We start from the raw sequence: 17,447 nt of genomic DNA on the forward strand, positions 1-17,447 counted from the left end.
CTATCAGACTCTTTCGTGTCCGATTTCCTCGGTGCCTTTCCGGTTCCCGCTCCGGCCTTTCGGCTTTCGCGTTTCCCTTTCCGGCGGTTCCGACTTTATCAGAAGTTCTGAGTCGGATTTTCCGCCCGGCTCGGGTGGTCCCAGGCACCTGAGTGCTCCGGGTTCCCTCGCTGGCGGAGCCGTAAACCTAACGGAGCGGGGCGCCCCGATGCAAATCGAGGGGCCCCGCTCCGAAGAAGGCGCGGTCAGGAGGGTCAGACCTCCACGACCACCGGCAGGATCATCGGGCGCCGGCGGTAGTTGTCCGAGACCCACTTGCCCAGCGTGCGGCGGATGAGCTGCTGCAGCTGGTGGGGCTCGACGACGCCGTCCTGGGCCGACTTCTCCAGGACTTCCTGGACCTTCGGGACGACACTGGTGAACACCGAGTCGTCGATGCCGGAGCCGCGCGCCTGGATGTGCGGGCCGCCGGTGATCTTGCCGGTGCTGGAGTCCACCACCACGAAGACCGAGATGATGCCCTCGTCGCCGAGGATCTTGCGGTCCTTGAGAGCGGGCTCGCCGACATCGCCCACGGAGAGGCCGTCCACGTAGACGTATCCCGCCTGAACCTTGCCGACGATCTTCGCCTTGCCCTCGACGAGGTCGACGACGACGCCGTCCTCGGCGATCACGATGCGATCGTGCGGGACGCCGGTGAGGGCACCGAGCTCGGCGTTGGCGCGCAGGTGGCGCCATTCGCCGTGGACCGGCATCAGGTTCTTCGGCTTGCAGATGTTGTAGAAGTACAGGAGCTCGCCGGCCGAGGCGTGGCCGGAGACATGCACCTTGGCGTTGCCCTTGTGGACGACGTTCGCGCCCCAGCGGGTCAGGCCGTTGATCACGCGGTAGACGGCGTTCTCGTTGCCGGGGATCAGGGACGACGCCAGGATCACCGTGTCGCCCTGGACGATGCGGATCTGGTGGTCCCGGTTGGCCATGCGGGAGAGCGCGGCCATGGGCTCGCCCTGCGAACCCGTGCAGACCAGGACGATCTCGCTGTCCGGCAGGTCGTCGAGCGTCTTGACGTCGACGACGAGGCCCGGCGGCACCCGGAGGTAGCCGAGGTCGCGGGCGATGCCCATGTTGCGGACCATCGAGCGGCCGACGAAGGCGACCCTGCGGCCGTACTCGTGTGCGGCGTCCAGGATCTGCTGGATGCGGTGCACGTGGCTGGCGAAGCTCGCGACGATGATGCGCTTCTGGGCGCCGGCGAAGACACCGCGGATCACGTTCGAGATGTCGCGCTCGGGCGGGACGAAGCCCGGGACCTCGGCGTTCGTCGAGTCGGAGAGGAGGAGGTCGATGCCTTCCTCGCTCAGCCGCGCGAACGCGTGCAGGTCGGTCAGGCGGCCGTCCATCGGCAGCTGGTCCATCTTGAAGTCACCGGTGGCGACGACCATGCCCGCGGGGGTGCGGATGGCGACGGCCAGGGCGTCCGGGATGGAGTGGTTGACCGCGACGAACTCGCAGTCGAACGGGCCGAGGTGCTCGCGGTCGCCCTCGACGACCTCCAGCGTGTACGGACGGATCCGGTGCTCCTGGAGCTTCGCCTCGATCAGCGCGAGGGTCAGCTTGGAGCCGATCAGCGGGATGTCCGGCTTCTCGCGCAGGAGGTAGGGGACACCGCCGATGTGGTCCTCGTGGCCGTGCGTGAGCACGATGCCCTCGATGTCGTCGAGGCGGTCCCTGATGGACGTGAAGTCCGGCAGGATCAGGTCGATTCCGGGCTGCTCCTCCTCGGGGAAGAGCACTCCGCAGTCGACGATCAGCAGGCGACCGTTGTACTCGAAGACGGTCATGTTGCGGCCGATCTCACCGAGGCCGCCGAGCGGGGTGACCCGCAGGCCGCCCTTCGGGAGCTTCGGCGGGGCGCCGAGTTCAGGATGCGGATGACTCAAAAGACTCTCCTCACCACGCGCGCCACGTACCTCCGAGGCACGTGGCGCGTATGACGTTCGTGCATTAGCAGTTGTTGTGTGGGGTGCGGGCGGCCGTCGGCTGCTGCCGCGCGCCCGCGTGTTCCGCGTATTCAGTTGTGAAGTCTGTGATTACAGCTGTACCCCGCCGGCGGCGAGATCGATCTTGAGCTGGGCCGTCTCGTCGGGTGACAGCTCCACCAGGGGGAGGCGGAGCGGCCCCGCGGGACGGCCCTGGAGGGCCAGCGCCGCCTTGGTCGTGATCACGCCCTGCGTGCGGAACATGCCGGTGAAGACCGGGAGCAGCTTCTGGTGGATCTCCGTGGCCTTCTGTACGTCACCCGTGAGGTGCGCCTCCAGCATGGCGCGCAGCTCCGGGGTGACGACGTGACCGACGACCGAGACGAAGCCGCACGCGCCGACGGACAGCAGCGGCAGGTTCAGCATGTCGTCGCCGGAGTACCACGCGAGGTCCGAGCGGGCGATGGCCCAGCTGGCACGGCCGAGGTCGCCCTTGGCGTCCTTGTTGGCGACGATGCGGGGGTGCTCGGCGAGGCGGACCATCGTCTCGGTGTTGATCGGTACGCCGCTGCGGCCCGGGATGTCGTAGAGCATGACCGGCAGCTCCGTGCTGTCGGCGATGGCCGTGAAGTGCCGGAACAGGCCCTCCTGGGGGGGCTTGTTGTAGTACGGCGTGACGGTGAGGAGGCCGTGGGCGCCCGCCTGCTCGGCGGCGCGGGCCAGCTCGATGCTGTGGCGGGTGTCGTTCGTGCCGACGCCGGCGACGATGTGGGCGCGGTCTCCGACGGCGTCCAGAACGGCTCGTACGAGATCGTTTTTCTCCGCGTCACTGACGGTCGGGGACTCACCGGTGGTGCCGTTGATGACGAGGCCGTCGTTGCCTGCGTCCACCAGATGAGTGGCGAGCTGCTGCGCGCCGTCGAGGTCAAGTGCGCCATCCGCCGTGAACGGCGTGACCATGGCGGTGAGGACCCTCCCGAAGGGGGTCTGCGGAGTGGAGGTCGGAGCCATGGGTAACACGCTACTCGCTGCTCAGCGCGGGGTCGCCCCTCGGGGGATGTGTGCGGACCTGACAAGTGTGGAGCCCGGCACTGCCTGCTCGGGGGTTCAAGCAGTGCCGGGTCCGTTTGATCAGGCTAGATGAACTTCACGAAGTGCCGCAATACGGACACTTCACTCGGGCCACCCGCACATCAGTGCCTCGCCCGCTCGTGGGTCGGCCCCGACAATCGGCCGTTCGGTGCATCGCCAGCACATTCTTCGACTAATTTGCTGAAACAGGGCACCTTTTGGGCGTTTCACGCGTCTGTCTATACAACAGAGTCCACAGAGCTCCGTTCGAGACCCGTGAGGAGAAGCGCGCCCCATGTTCCGTCGGCGAGAGCCCGTTCCGTTCGCCTTCATCGCCGAAGCCGACAAGTTCCGCAGTAACGTCACTCCCCCACCCCGTGAGCGCGCGTCGGCCAGTCAGATCGTGGGCCGCACGCTCATCGGCCTGACCGTCGTGGCCGGTCTGGTGGGATCCCTGCTCTTCGGGATGCCCGCCATGTCGGCCCACCAGTCACCGGCGCAGACGCAGCAGTCCGAAGCTGCCGAAGGCCGCTGACCGGCGCCGACCGTCGTCCGGACTGACTCGTCCGGACCCCCAAGGGTGGTAGCGGGGGGCACGGCTCGATAGCCTCACCGGGCACAGCCCATGTGTGGATCGAGTGAGGATCAGCCCGTGCCCCTGCCCTTCCTGACCGCGGACCGCACTTTCGACGACGTGGCGGACGACACCGCGCTGCCCTTCGAGAACCGCGATCACTGGCGCCGGCCCTACCGGCCCGGTCCCTGGCGGGTGGGCGCCTCGGCACTCCTGTTGCTGCTCGCCTCGTTCGTCCTCTTCGCCGCCGTGATCATCGCGTTCGCGGACTCCCTCGCGGGCGCCGCGATCTGCGCCGGGCTCGCCGTCCTCGTCATCGTGAGTTCCCTGCGGCTGCTGCGCATGGGCATCTGGGTGAGCGCCCACGGACTGCGCAAGGTCGGCTTCCTGACGACGCAGACGCTCCCCTGGGGCCGCATCTCCGCGGTGCGGACCGCTCAGCAGCCGGTGCGCTGGCTGGGGCTGCCCCGCACGGTCCAGGGGCAGGCGCTCGTCCTCGTACGGCGTGATCAGCAGGCTGCCGAGGCGCGGCAGCTGCTCCTCACCGACCGGAACGCCGACTTCCTGGCGCGGCACGAGGCGTTCAACCGTGCGGCCGACTCCATCGAGGTGTGGGCCGACGAGTACCGGCCCGCCACCGAGTACAGCCCCACGGCCTAGCCATCGCCTGGCCACCGCCTAGCTCAGACGTTCACCGGCTTGCCCGCGTGCAGGGCGATGGCCCGCTGCATGGCCTTCCGCGCGCGGGGGGTGTCCCTGGCGTCGTGGTAGGCGACGGCCAGCCGGAACCAGCAGCGCCAGTCGTCCGGTGAGTCCTCGGTCTCCGCCTTGCGGCGGGCGAAGACCTCGTCGGCCGAGTCGCGGTCGATGCGGCCGCCCGGAGTGCGCTTCAACTCGTCGACGGGCAGGCCGCCTTCGGCCTCCAGCTCGGCGGCGAGGCGGTTGGCGCGCTGGACGAACTGGGTGTTCTTCCAGAGGAACCAGACGCCGATGACCGGCAGGATCAGCACCGCGACACCGAAGGTGACGGTGAGCGCGGTGCCGTGCTTTATCAGGAGCACGCCGCGGCTGCCGACGAGGACGAAGTAGACGACCAGGACGGCGGCCGTGACGGCGTAGGTGATCTTCGCGCGCATGTTTCTCAGCTGTCTCTCGGCTCTTGCGTCGGCTCTCGCGTCAGCCGAGATCCAGGAAGTGTTCCAGACCGAACGTGAGCCCCGGGGTGCTGACCACGCGCCGCGCGCCGAGCAGGATGCCCGGCATGAAGCTGCTGTGGTGCAGCGAGTCGTGGCGCACCGTCAAGGTCTCGCCCTCGCCGCCGAGCAGGACCTCCTGGTGGGCGAGGAGGCCGCGCAGGCGCACGGAGTGCACCGGCACGCCGTCCACGTCCGCGCCGCGGGCGCCGTCCAGGGCCGTCGTCGTGGCGTCGGGCTGCGGGGCGCTGCCCGCCGCCCGACGGGCCTCGGCGATGAGCTGGGCGGTGCGCGTGGCGGTGCCGCTGGGGGCGTCGGCCTTGTTCGGGTGGTGCAGCTCGACGACCTCGACGGACTCGAAGTAGGGCGCCGCGATCTGTGCGAACTTCATCGTCAGGACGGCGCCGATGGAGAAGTTCGGGGCGATGAGCACGCCCGTCTCCGGGGACTCGGCCAGCGAGGTCCGCAGCCGCGCGAGGCGCTCGTCGGTCCAGCCCGTCGTACCGACCACGGCGTGGATGCCGTGTCGTACGCAGAAGTCGAGGTTCTCCATCACCGAGTCGGGGTGGGTCAGCTCGACCGCGACCTGGGCGCCGGCCTCCGCCAGCGACTCCAGCTGGTCGCCCCGGCCGAGGGCGGCGACCAGTTCCATGTCGTCGGCGGCCTCGACGGCCTTGACGGCCTCGGAGCCGATGCGGCCCTTGGCGCCGATGACCGCCACGCGCAGCTTGCTCATGTCCTTCATTCCTTCGAGGGGTAGGGCCCGTGCGGGGACTAGGCGACCGCTTCGTGGAGGCGGGCCGCCTGCTTGTCCTTGAGCGGGCCGATGGCCGACAGGGACGGGCGGTGGCCGAGCACGTCGCGGGCCACTTCGCGCACCTCGTCGGGGGTGACCGCGGAGATCCTGGCCAGCATGTCGTCGACCGACATGTGCTCGCCCCAGCAGAGCTCGCTCTTGCCGATGCGGTTCATCAGGGCGCCGGTGTCCTCCAGGCCGAGGACGGTGGAGCCCGCGAGCTGGCCGATCGCGCGGCTGATCTCGTCGTCCGTCAGTCCGTGCTCCGCGACCTGGTCGAGCTCGTCGCGGCAGATCTTCAGGACGTCGTGGACCTGGCTGGGGCGGCAGCCCGCATAGACGCCGAAGAGGCCGGTGTCGGCGAAGCCCGACGTGTACGAGTACACGCTGTAGGCCAGGCCGCGCTTCTCGCGGACCTCCTGGAAGAGGCGCGACGACATGCCGCCGCCCAGAGCGGTGTTGAGGACGCCGAGGGCCCAGCGGCGCTCGTCGGTGCGGGCCAGGCCCGGCATGCCGAGGATGACGTGCGCCTGCTCGGTCTTGCGGTTGATGACCTCGACGCGGCCCGCGGTGCGCAGGGCGCGGGAGCCCTGGCGGGGGCCCATCGGGACCGCGTCGGTGCGCCGGAGCGCGCCGGCCTTCTCGAAGGCGGCACGGACCTGACGTACGACCTTGTTGTGATCCACATTGCCCGCGGCGGCGACCACGAGGTGGGTGGGGTCGTAGTGCTTCTTGTAGAAGCGGCGGATGCGGTCCGCGGTGAGGGCGTTGATCGTGTCCTCGGTGCCGAGGACCGGGCGGCCGAGGGGGGTGTCGCCGAGCATCGTGTGCGCGAACAGGTCGTGCACGCAGTCGCCCGGGTCGTCCTCGGTCATCGCGATCTCTTCGAGGATGACGCCGCGCTCGGCGTCGACGTCCTCCTGGAGGATGAGGGAGCCCGTCAGCATGTCGCAGACGACGTCGATGGCGAGCGGCAGGTCGGTGTCGAGCACGCGCGCGTAGTAGCACGTGTACTCCTTCGCCGTGAAGGCGTTCATCTCGCCGCCGACCGCGTCGAGCGCGGCCGAGATGTCCAGGGCGCTGCGCTTCTTGGTGCCCTTGAAGAGGAGGTGTTCCAGGTAGTGCGTGGCGCCGTTCAGCGAGGGGGTCTCGTCGCGTGATCCGACGTTGGCCCAGATTCCGAAGGTGGCGGAGCGCACGGAGGGCAGGGTCTCCGTGACGACGCGCAGACCGCCGGGGAGGGTCGTCCTGCGGACGGTGCCGATGCCGTGCTCGCCCTTGATGAGGGTTTGGGTACGGGCGACGGCCCGCCCCTCCGAGGAGGGGCGGGCCGTCGTCGTGGTGCTACGCGACGTCACTTGTCGGTGTCGTCCTTCTGGTCTTCGCCCTCTTCGCCCTCGATGACGGGGATGAGGGAGAGCTTGCCGCGGGAGTCGATCTCGGCGATCTCGACCTGGACCTTCTGGCCCACGCCGACGACGTCCTCGACGTTCTCCACGCGCTTGCCGCCGGCGAGCTTGCGGATCTGCGAGATGTGCAGCAGACCGTCCTTGCCGGGCATCAGGGACACGAACGCACCGAAGGTGGTGGTCTTGACGACCGTACCCAGGTAGCGCTCGCCGACCTCCGGCATGGTCGGGTTGGCGATGCCGTTGATCGTGGCGCGGGCGGCCTCGGCCTGCGAGCCCTGAGCGGCACCGATGTAGATGGTGCCGTCGTCCTCGATCGTGATGTCGGCGCCGGTGTCCTCCTGGATCTGGTTGATCATCTTGCCCTTGGGGCCGATGACCTCACCGATCTTGTCCACCGGGATCTTGACGGTGATGATGCGCGGCGCGTTCGGGGACATCTCGTCCGGAACGTCGATCGCCTCGTTCATCACGTCGAGGATGTGCAGACGCGCGTCACGGGCCTGCTTCAGCGCGGCGGCCAGGACCGAGGCGGGGATGCCGTCGAGCTTGGTGTCGAGCTGCAGCGCGGTCACGAACTGCTTCGTGCCGGCGACCTTGAAGTCCATGTCGCCGAAGGCGTCCTCCGCACCGAGGATGTCGGTGAGGGCGACGTAGTGCGTCTGGCCGTCGATCTCCTCGGAGATCAGGCCCATGGCGATACCGGCGACGGCGGCCTTCAGCGGCACACCGGCGTTCAGCAGCGACATCGTGGAGGCGCAGACCGAGCCCATGGACGTCGAGCCGTTCGAACCGAGGGCCTCGGAGACCTGGCGGATCGCGTACGGGAAGTCCTCGCGGGACGGGAGCACCGGCACGATGGCGCGCTCGGCGAGCGCGCCGTGGCCGATCTCGCGGCGCTTCGGCGAACCGACGCGGCCGGTCTCGCCGACCGAGTACGGCGGGAAGTTGTAGTTGTGCATGTAGCGCTTGCGCGTCACCGGGGAGAGGGTGTCGAGCTGCTGCTCCATGCGGAGCATGTTGAGGGTGGTGACGCCCAGGATCTGGGTCTCGCCACGCTCGAACAGCGCCGAGCCGTGCACGCGCGGGATGGCCTCGACCTCGGCGGCGAGCGTACGGATGTCCGTGATGCCGCGGCCGTCGATGCGGACCTTGTCCTTGATGATGCGCTCGCGGACCAGCTTCTTGGTCAGCGCGCGGTACGCACCGGAGATCTCCTTCTCGCGGCCCTCGAACTGCGGGAGCAGCTTCTCGGCGGCGAGCTCCTTGACGCGGTCGAGCTCGGCCTCGCGCTCCTGCTTGCCGGCGATGGTGAGCGCCTGGGCAAGCTCGGTCTTGACCGCGGCGGTGAGGGCCTCAAGGACGTCGTCCTCGTAGTCCAGGAAGACCGGGAACTCGCCGGTCGGCTTGGCGGCCTTCGCGGCGAGGTCCGACTGGGCCTTGCAGAGCGCCTTGATGAAGGGCTTCGCGGCTTCCAGACCGGCGGCGACGACCTCTTCGGTCGGGGCCTCGGCGCCGTCCTTGACGAGCTGGATGGTCTTCTCGGTGGCCTCGGCCTCGACCATCATGATCGCGACGTCGCCGTCCTCCAGGACGCGACCGGCGACCACCATGTCGAAGACGGCGTCCTCAAGCTCGGTGTGCGTCGGGAAGGCGACCCACTGGCCCTTGATGAGCGCCACGCGCGTGCCGCCGATCGGGCCCGAGAAGGGCAGGCCGGCCAGCTGCGTGGAGCAGGAGGCGGCGTTGATCGCGACCACGTCGTACAGGTGGTCGGGGTTGAGCGCCATGATCGTCTCGACGATCTGGATCTCGTTGCGCAGGCCCTTCTTGAAGGAAGGGCGCAGCGGGCGGTCGATCAGGCGGCAGGTCAGGACCGCGTCCTCGGAGGGGCGACCCTCACGACGGAAGAACGAACCGGGGATCTTGCCTGCGGCGTACTGCCGCTCCTCGACGTCCACCGTCAGGGGGAAGAAGTCGAGCTGGTCCTTGGGCCGCTTGGAAGCGGAGGTGGCCGACAGCACCATGGTGTCGTCGTCCAGGTATGCCACGGCGGAGCCGGCGGCCTGCTTGGCCAGGCGGCCCGTCTCGAAGCGGATGGTGCGGGTGCCGAACGTGCCGTTGTCGATGACGGCCTCGGCGTAGTGGGTCTCGTTCTCCACTGTTCTCCTACGTGTCTACGTTTCGTCTTCTCGCCTCTGGGCCCGTGTGGCCCGGAAACGGCGTCCCATGCGTCCTCTGGCGGACGGGGACTGTGTGGAGAAGCGCGCCGTGGATGCGGGCCGGTCTTCGATCGAAGCACCCGGGATGCTCCCGGGGGCCACTACCGAGGACCGGCGGCGGCTGCGTGCGCCTCTCCCTCGTGGGGTTTTCGTGTCGACGCCCCGGAGCGTTTCCCGCCCGCGGGACGTGCTTGTGTCACCAGACTACAAAGCGTCGGTGACACCGCGCATGTACAGCAAAGGGAGCGGCCCCCTTCGAGTGCTTCGAGTGGGAACCGCTCCCTTCACGGCGTCTTACTTGGCGCCCGCCGCACCGCGGCGGATGCCGAGGCGCTCGACCAGGGCGCGGAAGCGCTGGATGTCCTTCTTGGCCAGGTACTGCAGCAGGCGGCGACGCTGGCCGACCAGGATCAGCAGACCACGACGCGAGTGGTGGTCGTGCTTGTGGGTCTTGAGGTGCTCGGTCAGGTCCGAGATGCGGCGGGAGAGCAGCGCCACCTGAACCTCGGGGGAGCCGGTGTCGCCCTCCTTCTGGGCGAACTCGGTCATGATCTGCTTCTTCGTAGCGGCGTCGAGCGACACGCGTACTCCTCGTGATGTCTTCGAGTGCCTCCGAGTGCCCCTGGTCTACATCTCAGGGGAGCTTCCGTGACTCGGGAGGCCGGAATGGGCCGCCGGGCGCGGTCCCGGGTCCTTGGCGGATCCGGGCTCCGGGTCCTTGCAGGGCCGGGTTCGGATCCCTGGGGATTCGCGGGTGCGCAGACAGGCGGTTGTTTCACAGGGTACCAGTCGGCTTGTGGGGCTCGTCGCGGGCCCAGGGGCCTCCGCCCATCGGCACCGTCGGTCAGCCGCTGCTCTCGAATCCTCTCATCACCCACTGATGGGGGCCGTCGCCCCGGCTCCGCGTGACGCTTGTCGTGGCGAGGCGTCTCCACGGTCTCCCTGATGGCGTCGGGGGGCAGCGGTGCCGAGGCCGTGCGCTGATTCGACGTGGTGTCGCCGTCCGGGCCGCCGAGGCTCCGCTGGTGAAGCCTTGCTACGTATGTACGAATGAGTTCGGGGCGCCGCGGGGATCAGCTCGTCATGGCCCTGGCCTGCGCGTACACGTCGAAGACCGCGAGGGTCAGCGGCACCAGGGTCAGCAGGACGAAGGTCTCGGCGATCTCCAGGAACCGGCCCCAGAAGGGCGTCACACCGGTACGTGAGGCGACCAGGCCGATGCCGGTCACCAGGGCCGCCGCCACCGCGATCACCGCGACGAGCCAGATGGTCCGCAGTTCGAGCGCCGCGCCGTCACCGGCCCGGGCGGCGGGCAGGTCGAGGCAGCGGCCGATGCCGAGCAGGACGAGGGCCACCAGTCCCGCGGCCAGCGTGGCGGCGACCTGAGCGGTGTAGCGGAACAGGTGCGCTCGCATCAGCATCGCGATACCCGTGGCCAGGGCCAGAACCTGTCCCCACGTGTCGCCCGAGAAGCCGAGTACCGCGGTGGAGCCGATCGTCACCAGCGCGCAACCGCCGACCAGCCCGATGAGGAGTTCCTGACCGCGGCGGGCCTGGGCCGCGATGCGCTCGGCGTCGACGGGCTCCTGCGGGGCGGGGTCCGTCCCGTAGCTGCCACGCGTGCCGTGCGGAGGTTCGAAGCCGATGGGCAGGCGGGCGAACCGCATGGACAGTCCGGGCAGGAAGGCGAGCGCCCCCACGGCCAGTGGGGCGCACAGGGCGGCCGTCTCGACAGGTTCCAGCTGCCACAGCGCCGCGAGGAACGTGGCGAGCAGGCCTACCGCGGAGGCGAAGACGAAGGCGACGAACGGGCCGTCACCGCGTGGCGAGATCATGCCGAGGAGCACGGATGCCGTCAGGACGGCGGCGCAGGCCAGCAGGAACTGCAGCCTGCCCACGCCCTGGCCGTCCGCCGCGGGGAGCAGGCCGGAGCCGGCCGCCGCCACGTTCGGCAGCGCGCCGAGGCCGAGGGCGAGGGCCGAGGCCCGGTCGTCGTACACCCGCGCGCGGACGGCCGCGAGGGTGAGCAGCAGGACGCCCGCGACGGCGGCGAGGATGCCCGGCAGTCCGTGCATGTCGTGGCGGGGGGCGGCGGTCCAGGCCACATAGGCGAGGAGGGTCGACAGCACGGTTCCGCCGACGAGCCCGGCGCCTCGCGTCAGGTCTCCGGTCCACAGCACGCGGTCACGGGTCACCGCCGACGCCACGACCTCGGACACATCGTCGAAGACGGCGGGCGGCAGCGATTCGGAGAAGGGACGCAGCGTGAGGAGTTCGCCGTCGAGGATGCGCTGGCCCGCGAAGGTGCGGGCGCTGTCGAGGACGGTGCCGTCGCGTCGTACGAGGTGATAGCCGACCGGGGCGCCCTCGGCCGGGCCCTGCCGGGAGAGCCGCAGGATCTCGGGGTAGATGTCGGCGACAGGGACGTCGTCGGGCAGTGCCACGTCGATGCGGCTGTCGGGCGCGACGATGGTGACTCGGCAGAAGCCGGAGGCCGTGCCGGCACCTGAGCCGTGTCCCGATGCGCTCCCGGAGGGGATTCCGCTGCCCTGTCGCCCGTGACCGTTGGCCGTCGTGGAGGCCGTCGTGCTCACCTGCTGCTCCCCCTCTGATGCTGACCCGCTGTCGCCGTCGGACGTGGCCGGCTCCGGTGGTGGTGTTACTGATGTGGCGCCCGCGCCCTGCTCACCGACTGTGCCGCATCGCGCGGCGCATCGCGGCACAACCGGCCCACCTGGCTGATTCTTTGACCGTGCCCCCGCGACGTACCACGAAATGCCCCCGCACTGCGGCTGGTTGATCCCCACGCCGATCGGCCGGTTCAACCGCCGCTCATGTGCACATCCGGCACCCTATCCCCGAGTGGTGACTGGCGGTGTCAGTAGGATCACACGGCGATTGCATCGCCCGGTCACCGGGCGGCGGACGGAACGCCCGCCCCTACAAGGGAATTGGTGCTCAGTGAGCCACATCGTCGTGAAGCGCCCGCCTCGCACACTGCCCTCCGCGGTCCCCACCGACGAGGTCGTGCTGCAGCCCCCGCCCGAGCTGCCGCGCGGGCAGCAGGAGGGCGCGATGATGCAGCTGCTGCCCATGCTCGGCATGGGCGGCTCCGTGGTGTTCTTCTTCATGCCCAGTGCCCATCCGTTCATGAAGGTCATGGGCATGGTGATGGTGGCGTCGACGGTGGCGATGTCCGTGGCCATGCTGATCCGCTACCGCCGGGGCAACCAGGGGCAGTTGGCGGACCTGAGGCGCGACTACCTCGGATATCTGAAGCAGACCCGCCGCGCCGCCATCGACACGGCGCGGGCACAGCGCGACGCGCAGTACTACCTCCACCCCTCCCCCGAGCAGCTGTGGGCCCTGGTCGCCGAGGGCAGCCGGGTCTGGGAGCGCCGCACGGGCGACGCGGACTTCGGACAGGTGCGCATCGGCTTGGGGCCGCAGTCGCTCGCCACTCCCCTCGTGCCGCCGCAGACCGGGCCGGTGGACGAACTTGAGCCGCTCACCGCGGGCGCGATGCAGCGCTTCCTCGCCGCGCACAGCACGCTGGACGACCTGCCCATGGCCATCTCGCTGCGCGCCTTCTACCACGTGACGGTCAGCGGGGATCCCGAGACGGTGCGGGGTACGGCGCGTGCGCTCACCGCGTCCCTCGCCTCGCTGCACTCCCCCCAGGATCTGGTGATCGCTGTCGGGGCGGGCACGGCTGCCGCGCCCGCCTGGGAGTTCACCAAGTGGCTGCCGCACACCCAGGATCCGGGGGCCGCGGACGGAGCGGGCAGCCGCCGGCTCATCACCGGTGACGCGAGGGAACTGGAGGCCATGCTCACCGCCCGGCTCCAGGGGCGGCCCCGCTTCCACCCCGAGGGATCCCCGCTGCCGGACGAGCCGCACATCGTCGTCATACTCGACAGTCTGTCGCTGCCTCCGACAGCGGCGCTCGCGTCACCCGAAGGGCTGCAGGGCGTGACGGTCGTGGAAGTCGTGCCGGGTGAACTCGCCCAGGGGCGAGGCGGTTTGTCGCTCGCGGTGCGCCCGGGGATGCTGCGGATCGAGTCGGACCGCGGCCTGGTGTACGAGGGGACTCCGGATGTCCTTTCGTACGAGGGAGCCGAGGCGTTGGCCCGGCAACTGGCCCCGCTGCGCGTCCCTTCCGGGGGAGACGACGACGAACCGCTGCTCGCCAACCTGGAGTTCACCGACCTGCTCAACCTCGGTGACGCCGACTCGGTCGACACGAGGCGGACGTGGCGCGCCCGCTCGCTCGCGGAACGGCTGCGCGTCCCCATCGGTGTCGGCGAGGACGGCCGCCCCGTCATGCTCGACCTCAAGGAGGCGGCCCAGGAGGGCATGGGCCCGCACGGGCTGTGTGTGGGAGCCACCGGCTCCGGCAAGTCGGAGCTGCTGCGCACGCTGGTGCTCGGCCTCGCCGTGACGCACTCCTCGGAGACCCTCAACTTCGTACTCGCCGACTTCAAGGGCGGTGCGACCTTCGCGGGCATGGCGCAGATGCCGCACGTCGCCGCGGTCATCACCAACCTGGCGGACGACCTCACCCTCGTCGACCGCATGGGCGACTCCATCCGGGGCGAGCTCAACCGCCGGCAGGAACTGCTGCGGGACGCGGGCAACTACGCGAACATCCACGACTACGAGAAGGCGCGGCTGGCGGGTTCGCCGCTCCAGTCCATTCCCTCACTCGTCCTGGTCATCGACGAGTTCAGCGAGCTGCTCACCGCCAAGCCCGATTTCATCGACATGTTCGTGCAGATCGGCCGCATCGGCCGTTCGCTCGGCGTGCATCTGCTGCTGGCTTCGCAGCGCCTGGAGGAGGGGCGACTCCGGGGGCTGGAGACGTACCTCTCGTACCGGGTCGGGCTTCGCACCTTCTCGGCCGCCGAGTCGCGCGCGGCGTTGGGGGTGCCGGACGCCTACCACCTGCCGAACGTGCCCGGGTCCGGCTATCTGAAGTTCGGCACGGACGAAATGGTGCGCTTCAAGGCGGCGTACGTCTCCGGGGTGTACCGGTCGGGGACGGGGCAGGCCGCGGTTCCGGGCGGCCCACGCCCCGTGGACCGCCGCCCGGTGCTGTTCACCGCGGCCGAGGTGCCGGTGCACTACGCGCCCGTGACCGTCCCCGAACCGCGTGCCGCCACCGGGCCGGAGACGGACGACGCGCTCGCCGACACCGTCCTCGACGTGATCGTGCGCCGCCTGGAGGCGCAGGGTCCTGCCGCCCACCAGGTGTGGCTGCCGCCGCTGGACAGCCCGCCGTCCCTGGACGCGCTGCTCCCGGGGCTCAGCGCGGTGCAAGGGCGGGGCCTGACCCAACCCGGCTACAAGGGAGCGGGACGTCTCGTCATCCCGCTGGGCCTGGTCGACAAGCCGTACGAACAGCGCCGCGACACCCTGTGGTGCGACTTCGCGGGGGCCGCCGGCCACATGCAGATCGTCGGCGGACCGCAGTCCGGCAAATCGACCCTGCTGCGCTCGCTGATCGCGGCCTTCGCCCTCACCCACACCCCGTACGAGGTGCAGTTGTACGGCCTCGACTTCGGCGGCGGCGGGATGGCCTCCGTCGCCGGGCTCCCCCACGTGGGCGGCGTCGCCTCGCGCCTCGACCCCGAACGGGTGCGGCGCACGCTCGCCGAGGTGTACGGCGTGCTGACCCGGCGCGAGGAGTACTTCCGTACGGCGGGCATCGCGTCGATCGCCGACTACCGGGCACGCAGGGCCGGGGGCGAGATCTCGGTGACGGACCAGCCCTGGGGCGACGTCTTCCTGGTCATCGACGGATGGGGCAACTTCCGTTCCGAGTACGAGGGCCTTGAGCCCGCCGTTCTCGACATCGCGGCGCGCGGCCTCGGCTACGGCGTCCACCTGATCCTCACCGCGTCACGGTCCATGGAGGTGCGCGCGAACCTCAAGGACCACCTCATGAACCGTCTCGAACTGCGGCTCGGCGACACCATGGACTCCGAGTTCGACCGGAAGGTCGCCGCCAACGTCCCCGCCGGAGTGCCCGGTCGCGGCCAGACCCCGCAGAAGCAGCACTTCATGGCGGCAGTCCCCCGTATCGACGGGCTGTCCTCCGACACGGATCTCGCCGAGGCCACGGCAGCCATGGCCTCCGAGGTCACCCGCCACTGGACGGCTCCGGGCGCTCCCTCGGTCCGTCTGCTGCCACGGGAACTGCCGGCCGGTGACCTGCCCCCGGGCAACGTCTTCCCGGACCGGGGCCTCTCCTTCGCCCTCGACGAGAACAACCTCGAACCGGTCTTCGTGGACTTCGAACAGGATCCGTTCTTCCTCGTCTTCGGGGAGAGCGAGTCCGGCAAGTCGAATCTGCTGCGGCTGCTCATCAAGCGGCTGACGGAACGCTACAGCGGCGATGTCTGCAAGCTCTTCGTGGTCGACAACCGCCGCTCCCTCCTCGATGCCACCCCGGCCTCCCACCTTGCCGAGTACATCCCGATGTCCAACGCCATGGACCACCACATGGCAGCGCTGGCCGACCTGATCCAGCGGCGCACCCCACCCGCTGACGTCACCGCGCGTCAGCTCCGCGACCGCAGCTGGTGGCAGGGCCCGACGGTGTACGTGATCGTCGACGACTACGACCTGGTGTCCACCTCCAGCGGCAACCCGCTGGGAGGTCTCACCGAGCTCCTCCCCTTCGCCCGTGACGTGGGGGTGCGCTTCATCATCGCCCGGTCGACGGCGGGCGCGGGGCGGGCCTCGTACGAACCGTTCATGCAGCGCGTGAAGGAGCTGGGCGCGCAGGGGGTGGTCCTGGCCGGCGACCCCGACGAGGGCGACATCCTGGGCGGCGTACGGCCGCGTCCCATGCCGACCGGGCGAGGGATCTTCGTGTCGCGGAAGCGGGGGAAGCCGATGGTGCAGACGGGGCTGATGGCCGACCAGTTCTGAGAGGCGCGGGAGGGCCGCGGGCGGGGCGCGGGCGGAGAGCGGAAGAATCGGATCCGTCCGGGCCTTTCCAACCTCTGAACAGCGAAGGAGCCCCCCAAGTAGGGTGGGCCCACAGCTCTTTCGTACGTTGTGAAGGGACCCCTCCGCCATGACCGACGCACCCGACCCCGAGGCGCAGGACAAGGCTCGCAAGGAGCGTGAGAAGGAGGAGCTCTACGCCCTCGACATCTCCGGCGTCGAGTGGCACAGCGCCCCGGGCACCGAGGAGCACGAAGAGCGGGTGGAGATCGCGTATCTCCCCGAGGGCGCCGTGGCCATGCGGTCGTCACTGGAACCGGAGACCGTGCTGCGGTACACGGAGGCGGAGTGGCGGGCGTTCGTCCTGGGGGCGCGGGACGGGGAGTTCGACCTGGAGCCTTCGGTGCGCAATGGCGGAGTCGCGGCGACGGAGTGACGTCTGTCCGGCTCCCCGCCGGTCCTACGAAGAAGGCCGGTCCTACGAAGAAGGGGTGGACGCCTCCCGCGCGCGTCCACCCCTCCCTCATGCACCGGCCCAGCCTCACTGGAAGTAGCTGGCACCCTTCAGGTCGCCGCCCCGGTAGTCACCGCCGGCCTGGCCGACCTTCTGGCCGATGTCGACGAGCGCGCGATGAATGGCCTCGACGTGCTTGTCCCATTCCTTCTGCTTCGCGACGTACGCCGTATGGGCCTCGCCCTCCCAACCCTCGGCCACCTTGGCGACGGCCCGCTTGATGTCCGCGAGGTCCGCCTCCAGCTGCTTGGCCTGAATGCCGAGTTCAGTGGTGATGGCGTCGAGGCCGCCGTACTTGACCGCGAGTTCATCCAGGTGCACGTTTGCCATGTCTGCCCCGTCTCTCAGTAGGTGGGGGTTCGTACCCCAAAGACCTCAGTGGTTCAGTAGCTGTTGATCGCGGAGTGCTGCGCGCCGTACTGGACGTCGATACCGTCCATCGTCGACCGGACCTGCTCCTCAAGCCCATCAGTGAGTTTCTCGTTGCCACTGATGCCTTCCAGGAAGTCGACCAGGATGTTTCCGACCGCCCTCATGTGCTCGTTGATCTCGGTCTGCTTCCTGTCGAAGGCATGCGCTCCGATGCCCCGCCAGTTGCCTTCCATCATGTCGAGCGTGCCCTGAAGGCGCTTCAGCTGCTTCTGGACCGAGTCGTACTTGCCCACGATCTCTTTCTTCAGAAGCGCCACTTGCTCGTTGTTCAACTTCCGGCCGTCAGCCACGGCGGGCTCCCTT

General features: G+C 69.5%; 14 protein-coding genes. 4 read left to right on the forward strand and 10 right to left on the reverse strand.

Translation table 11 applies throughout. From position 1 onward, the window contains the following. Positions 1-254: 254 nt before the first annotated feature. Both AB0H82_RS18755 and dapA read right to left on the reverse strand, forming a co-directional pair. A complete protein-coding gene (locus tag AB0H82_RS18755; RefSeq protein ID WP_362994029.1) occupies positions 255-1,940 on the reverse strand; it encodes a ribonuclease J in 1,686 nt (561 codons plus the stop codon). Positions 1,941-2,090: 150 nt separating this feature from the next. Further along, entirely contained in the window at positions 2,091-2,990 is a 900-nt protein-coding gene (gene dapA / locus AB0H82_RS18760; RefSeq protein ID WP_362994031.1) for a 4-hydroxy-tetrahydrodipicolinate synthase, read from the reverse strand. Between the two features lie 355 nt (positions 2,991-3,345). Here dapA and AB0H82_RS18765 point away from each other — a divergent pair, with 355 nt between their 5' ends. Together AB0H82_RS18765 and AB0H82_RS18770 are read left to right on the forward strand one after the other, a co-directional pair. Further along, on the forward strand, positions 3,346-3,585 hold the full coding sequence (locus AB0H82_RS18765) for a hypothetical protein (protein ID WP_362994033.1): 240 nt from the start codon (positions 3,346-3,348) through the stop codon (positions 3,583-3,585). 117 nt (positions 3,586-3,702) lie between these two features. Then, entirely contained in the window at positions 3,703-4,284 is a 582-nt protein-coding gene (locus tag AB0H82_RS18770; RefSeq protein WP_362994034.1) for a hypothetical protein, read from the forward strand. Between the two features lie 23 nt (positions 4,285-4,307). On the opposite strand, the gene AB0H82_RS18775 is transcribed toward AB0H82_RS18770, so the two are convergent. The 6 genes from AB0H82_RS18775 to eccD all read right to left on the reverse strand — a co-directional run bounded on the left by AB0H82_RS18775 (position 4,308) and on the right by eccD (position 11,784). Continuing rightward, on the reverse strand, positions 4,308-4,760 hold the full coding sequence (locus tag AB0H82_RS18775; RefSeq protein ID WP_362994036.1) for a tetratricopeptide repeat protein: 453 nt from the start codon (positions 4,758-4,760) through the stop codon (positions 4,308-4,310). Between the two features lie 40 nt (positions 4,761-4,800). Beyond that, entirely contained in the window at positions 4,801-5,553 is a 753-nt protein-coding gene (dapB, locus tag AB0H82_RS18780; RefSeq protein ID WP_362994038.1) for a 4-hydroxy-tetrahydrodipicolinate reductase, read from the reverse strand. Positions 5,554-5,591: 38 nt separating this feature from the next. Then, positions 5,592-6,971, reverse strand: coding sequence for a pitrilysin family protein (locus AB0H82_RS18785; RefSeq protein WP_362994040.1), 1,380 nt, complete (start codon positions 6,969-6,971; stop codon positions 5,592-5,594). Next, the gene (locus AB0H82_RS18790; RefSeq protein WP_362994042.1) at positions 6,968-9,184 is read right to left on the reverse strand and encodes a polyribonucleotide nucleotidyltransferase; all 2,217 of its coding nucleotides are present in this window, start codon (positions 9,182-9,184) and stop codon (positions 6,968-6,970) included. The genes AB0H82_RS18785 and AB0H82_RS18790 overlap by 4 nt, the downstream gene beginning before the upstream one ends. Before the next feature lie 354 nt (positions 9,185-9,538). Continuing rightward, positions 9,539-9,826 (reverse strand): 30S ribosomal protein S15, encoded by a 288-nt coding sequence (rpsO, locus tag AB0H82_RS18795; protein WP_362994044.1) that lies wholly within the window; start codon positions 9,824-9,826, stop codon positions 9,539-9,541. 491 nt (positions 9,827-10,317) lie between these two features. After that, the gene (gene eccD / locus AB0H82_RS18800; RefSeq protein ID WP_362994263.1) at positions 10,318-11,784 is read right to left on the reverse strand and encodes a type VII secretion integral membrane protein EccD; all 1,467 of its coding nucleotides are present in this window, start codon (positions 11,782-11,784) and stop codon (positions 10,318-10,320) included. Positions 11,785-12,205: 421 nt separating this feature from the next. On the opposite strand from eccD, the gene eccCa reads away from it, so the two are divergent. Both eccCa and AB0H82_RS18810 read left to right on the forward strand, forming a co-directional pair. Beyond that, positions 12,206-16,180: a type VII secretion protein EccCa gene (gene eccCa / locus AB0H82_RS18805; protein WP_362994046.1), complete on the forward strand. Its 3,975-nt coding sequence runs from the start codon at positions 12,206-12,208 to the stop codon at positions 16,178-16,180. A 148-nt stretch (positions 16,181-16,328) separates the two neighbouring features. Then, positions 16,329-16,634 carry a DUF397 domain-containing protein gene (locus AB0H82_RS18810; RefSeq protein ID WP_362994048.1) on the forward strand — a complete coding sequence of 102 codons (306 nt, stop codon included), beginning with the start codon at positions 16,329-16,331 and terminating at the stop codon, positions 16,632-16,634. A gap of 105 nt (positions 16,635-16,739) precedes the next feature. Here the strand turns inward: AB0H82_RS18810 and AB0H82_RS18815 are convergent, their stop codons facing one another. Continuing rightward, positions 16,740-17,042, reverse strand: a complete 303-nt coding sequence (locus tag AB0H82_RS18815; RefSeq protein WP_361720947.1) for a WXG100 family type VII secretion target — start codon at positions 17,040-17,042, stop codon at positions 16,740-16,742. Between the two features lie 53 nt (positions 17,043-17,095). Beyond that, positions 17,096-17,434, reverse strand: a complete 339-nt coding sequence (locus AB0H82_RS18820) for a WXG100 family type VII secretion target (RefSeq protein WP_362994050.1) — start codon at positions 17,432-17,434, stop codon at positions 17,096-17,098. Between the last annotated feature and the right edge of the window lie 13 nt (positions 17,435-17,447).

The sequence above is a fragment of the Streptomyces sp. NPDC050732 genome (genome assembly GCF_040654255.1).
Taxonomy (GTDB): domain Bacteria; phylum Actinomycetota; class Actinomycetes; order Streptomycetales; family Streptomycetaceae; genus Streptomyces.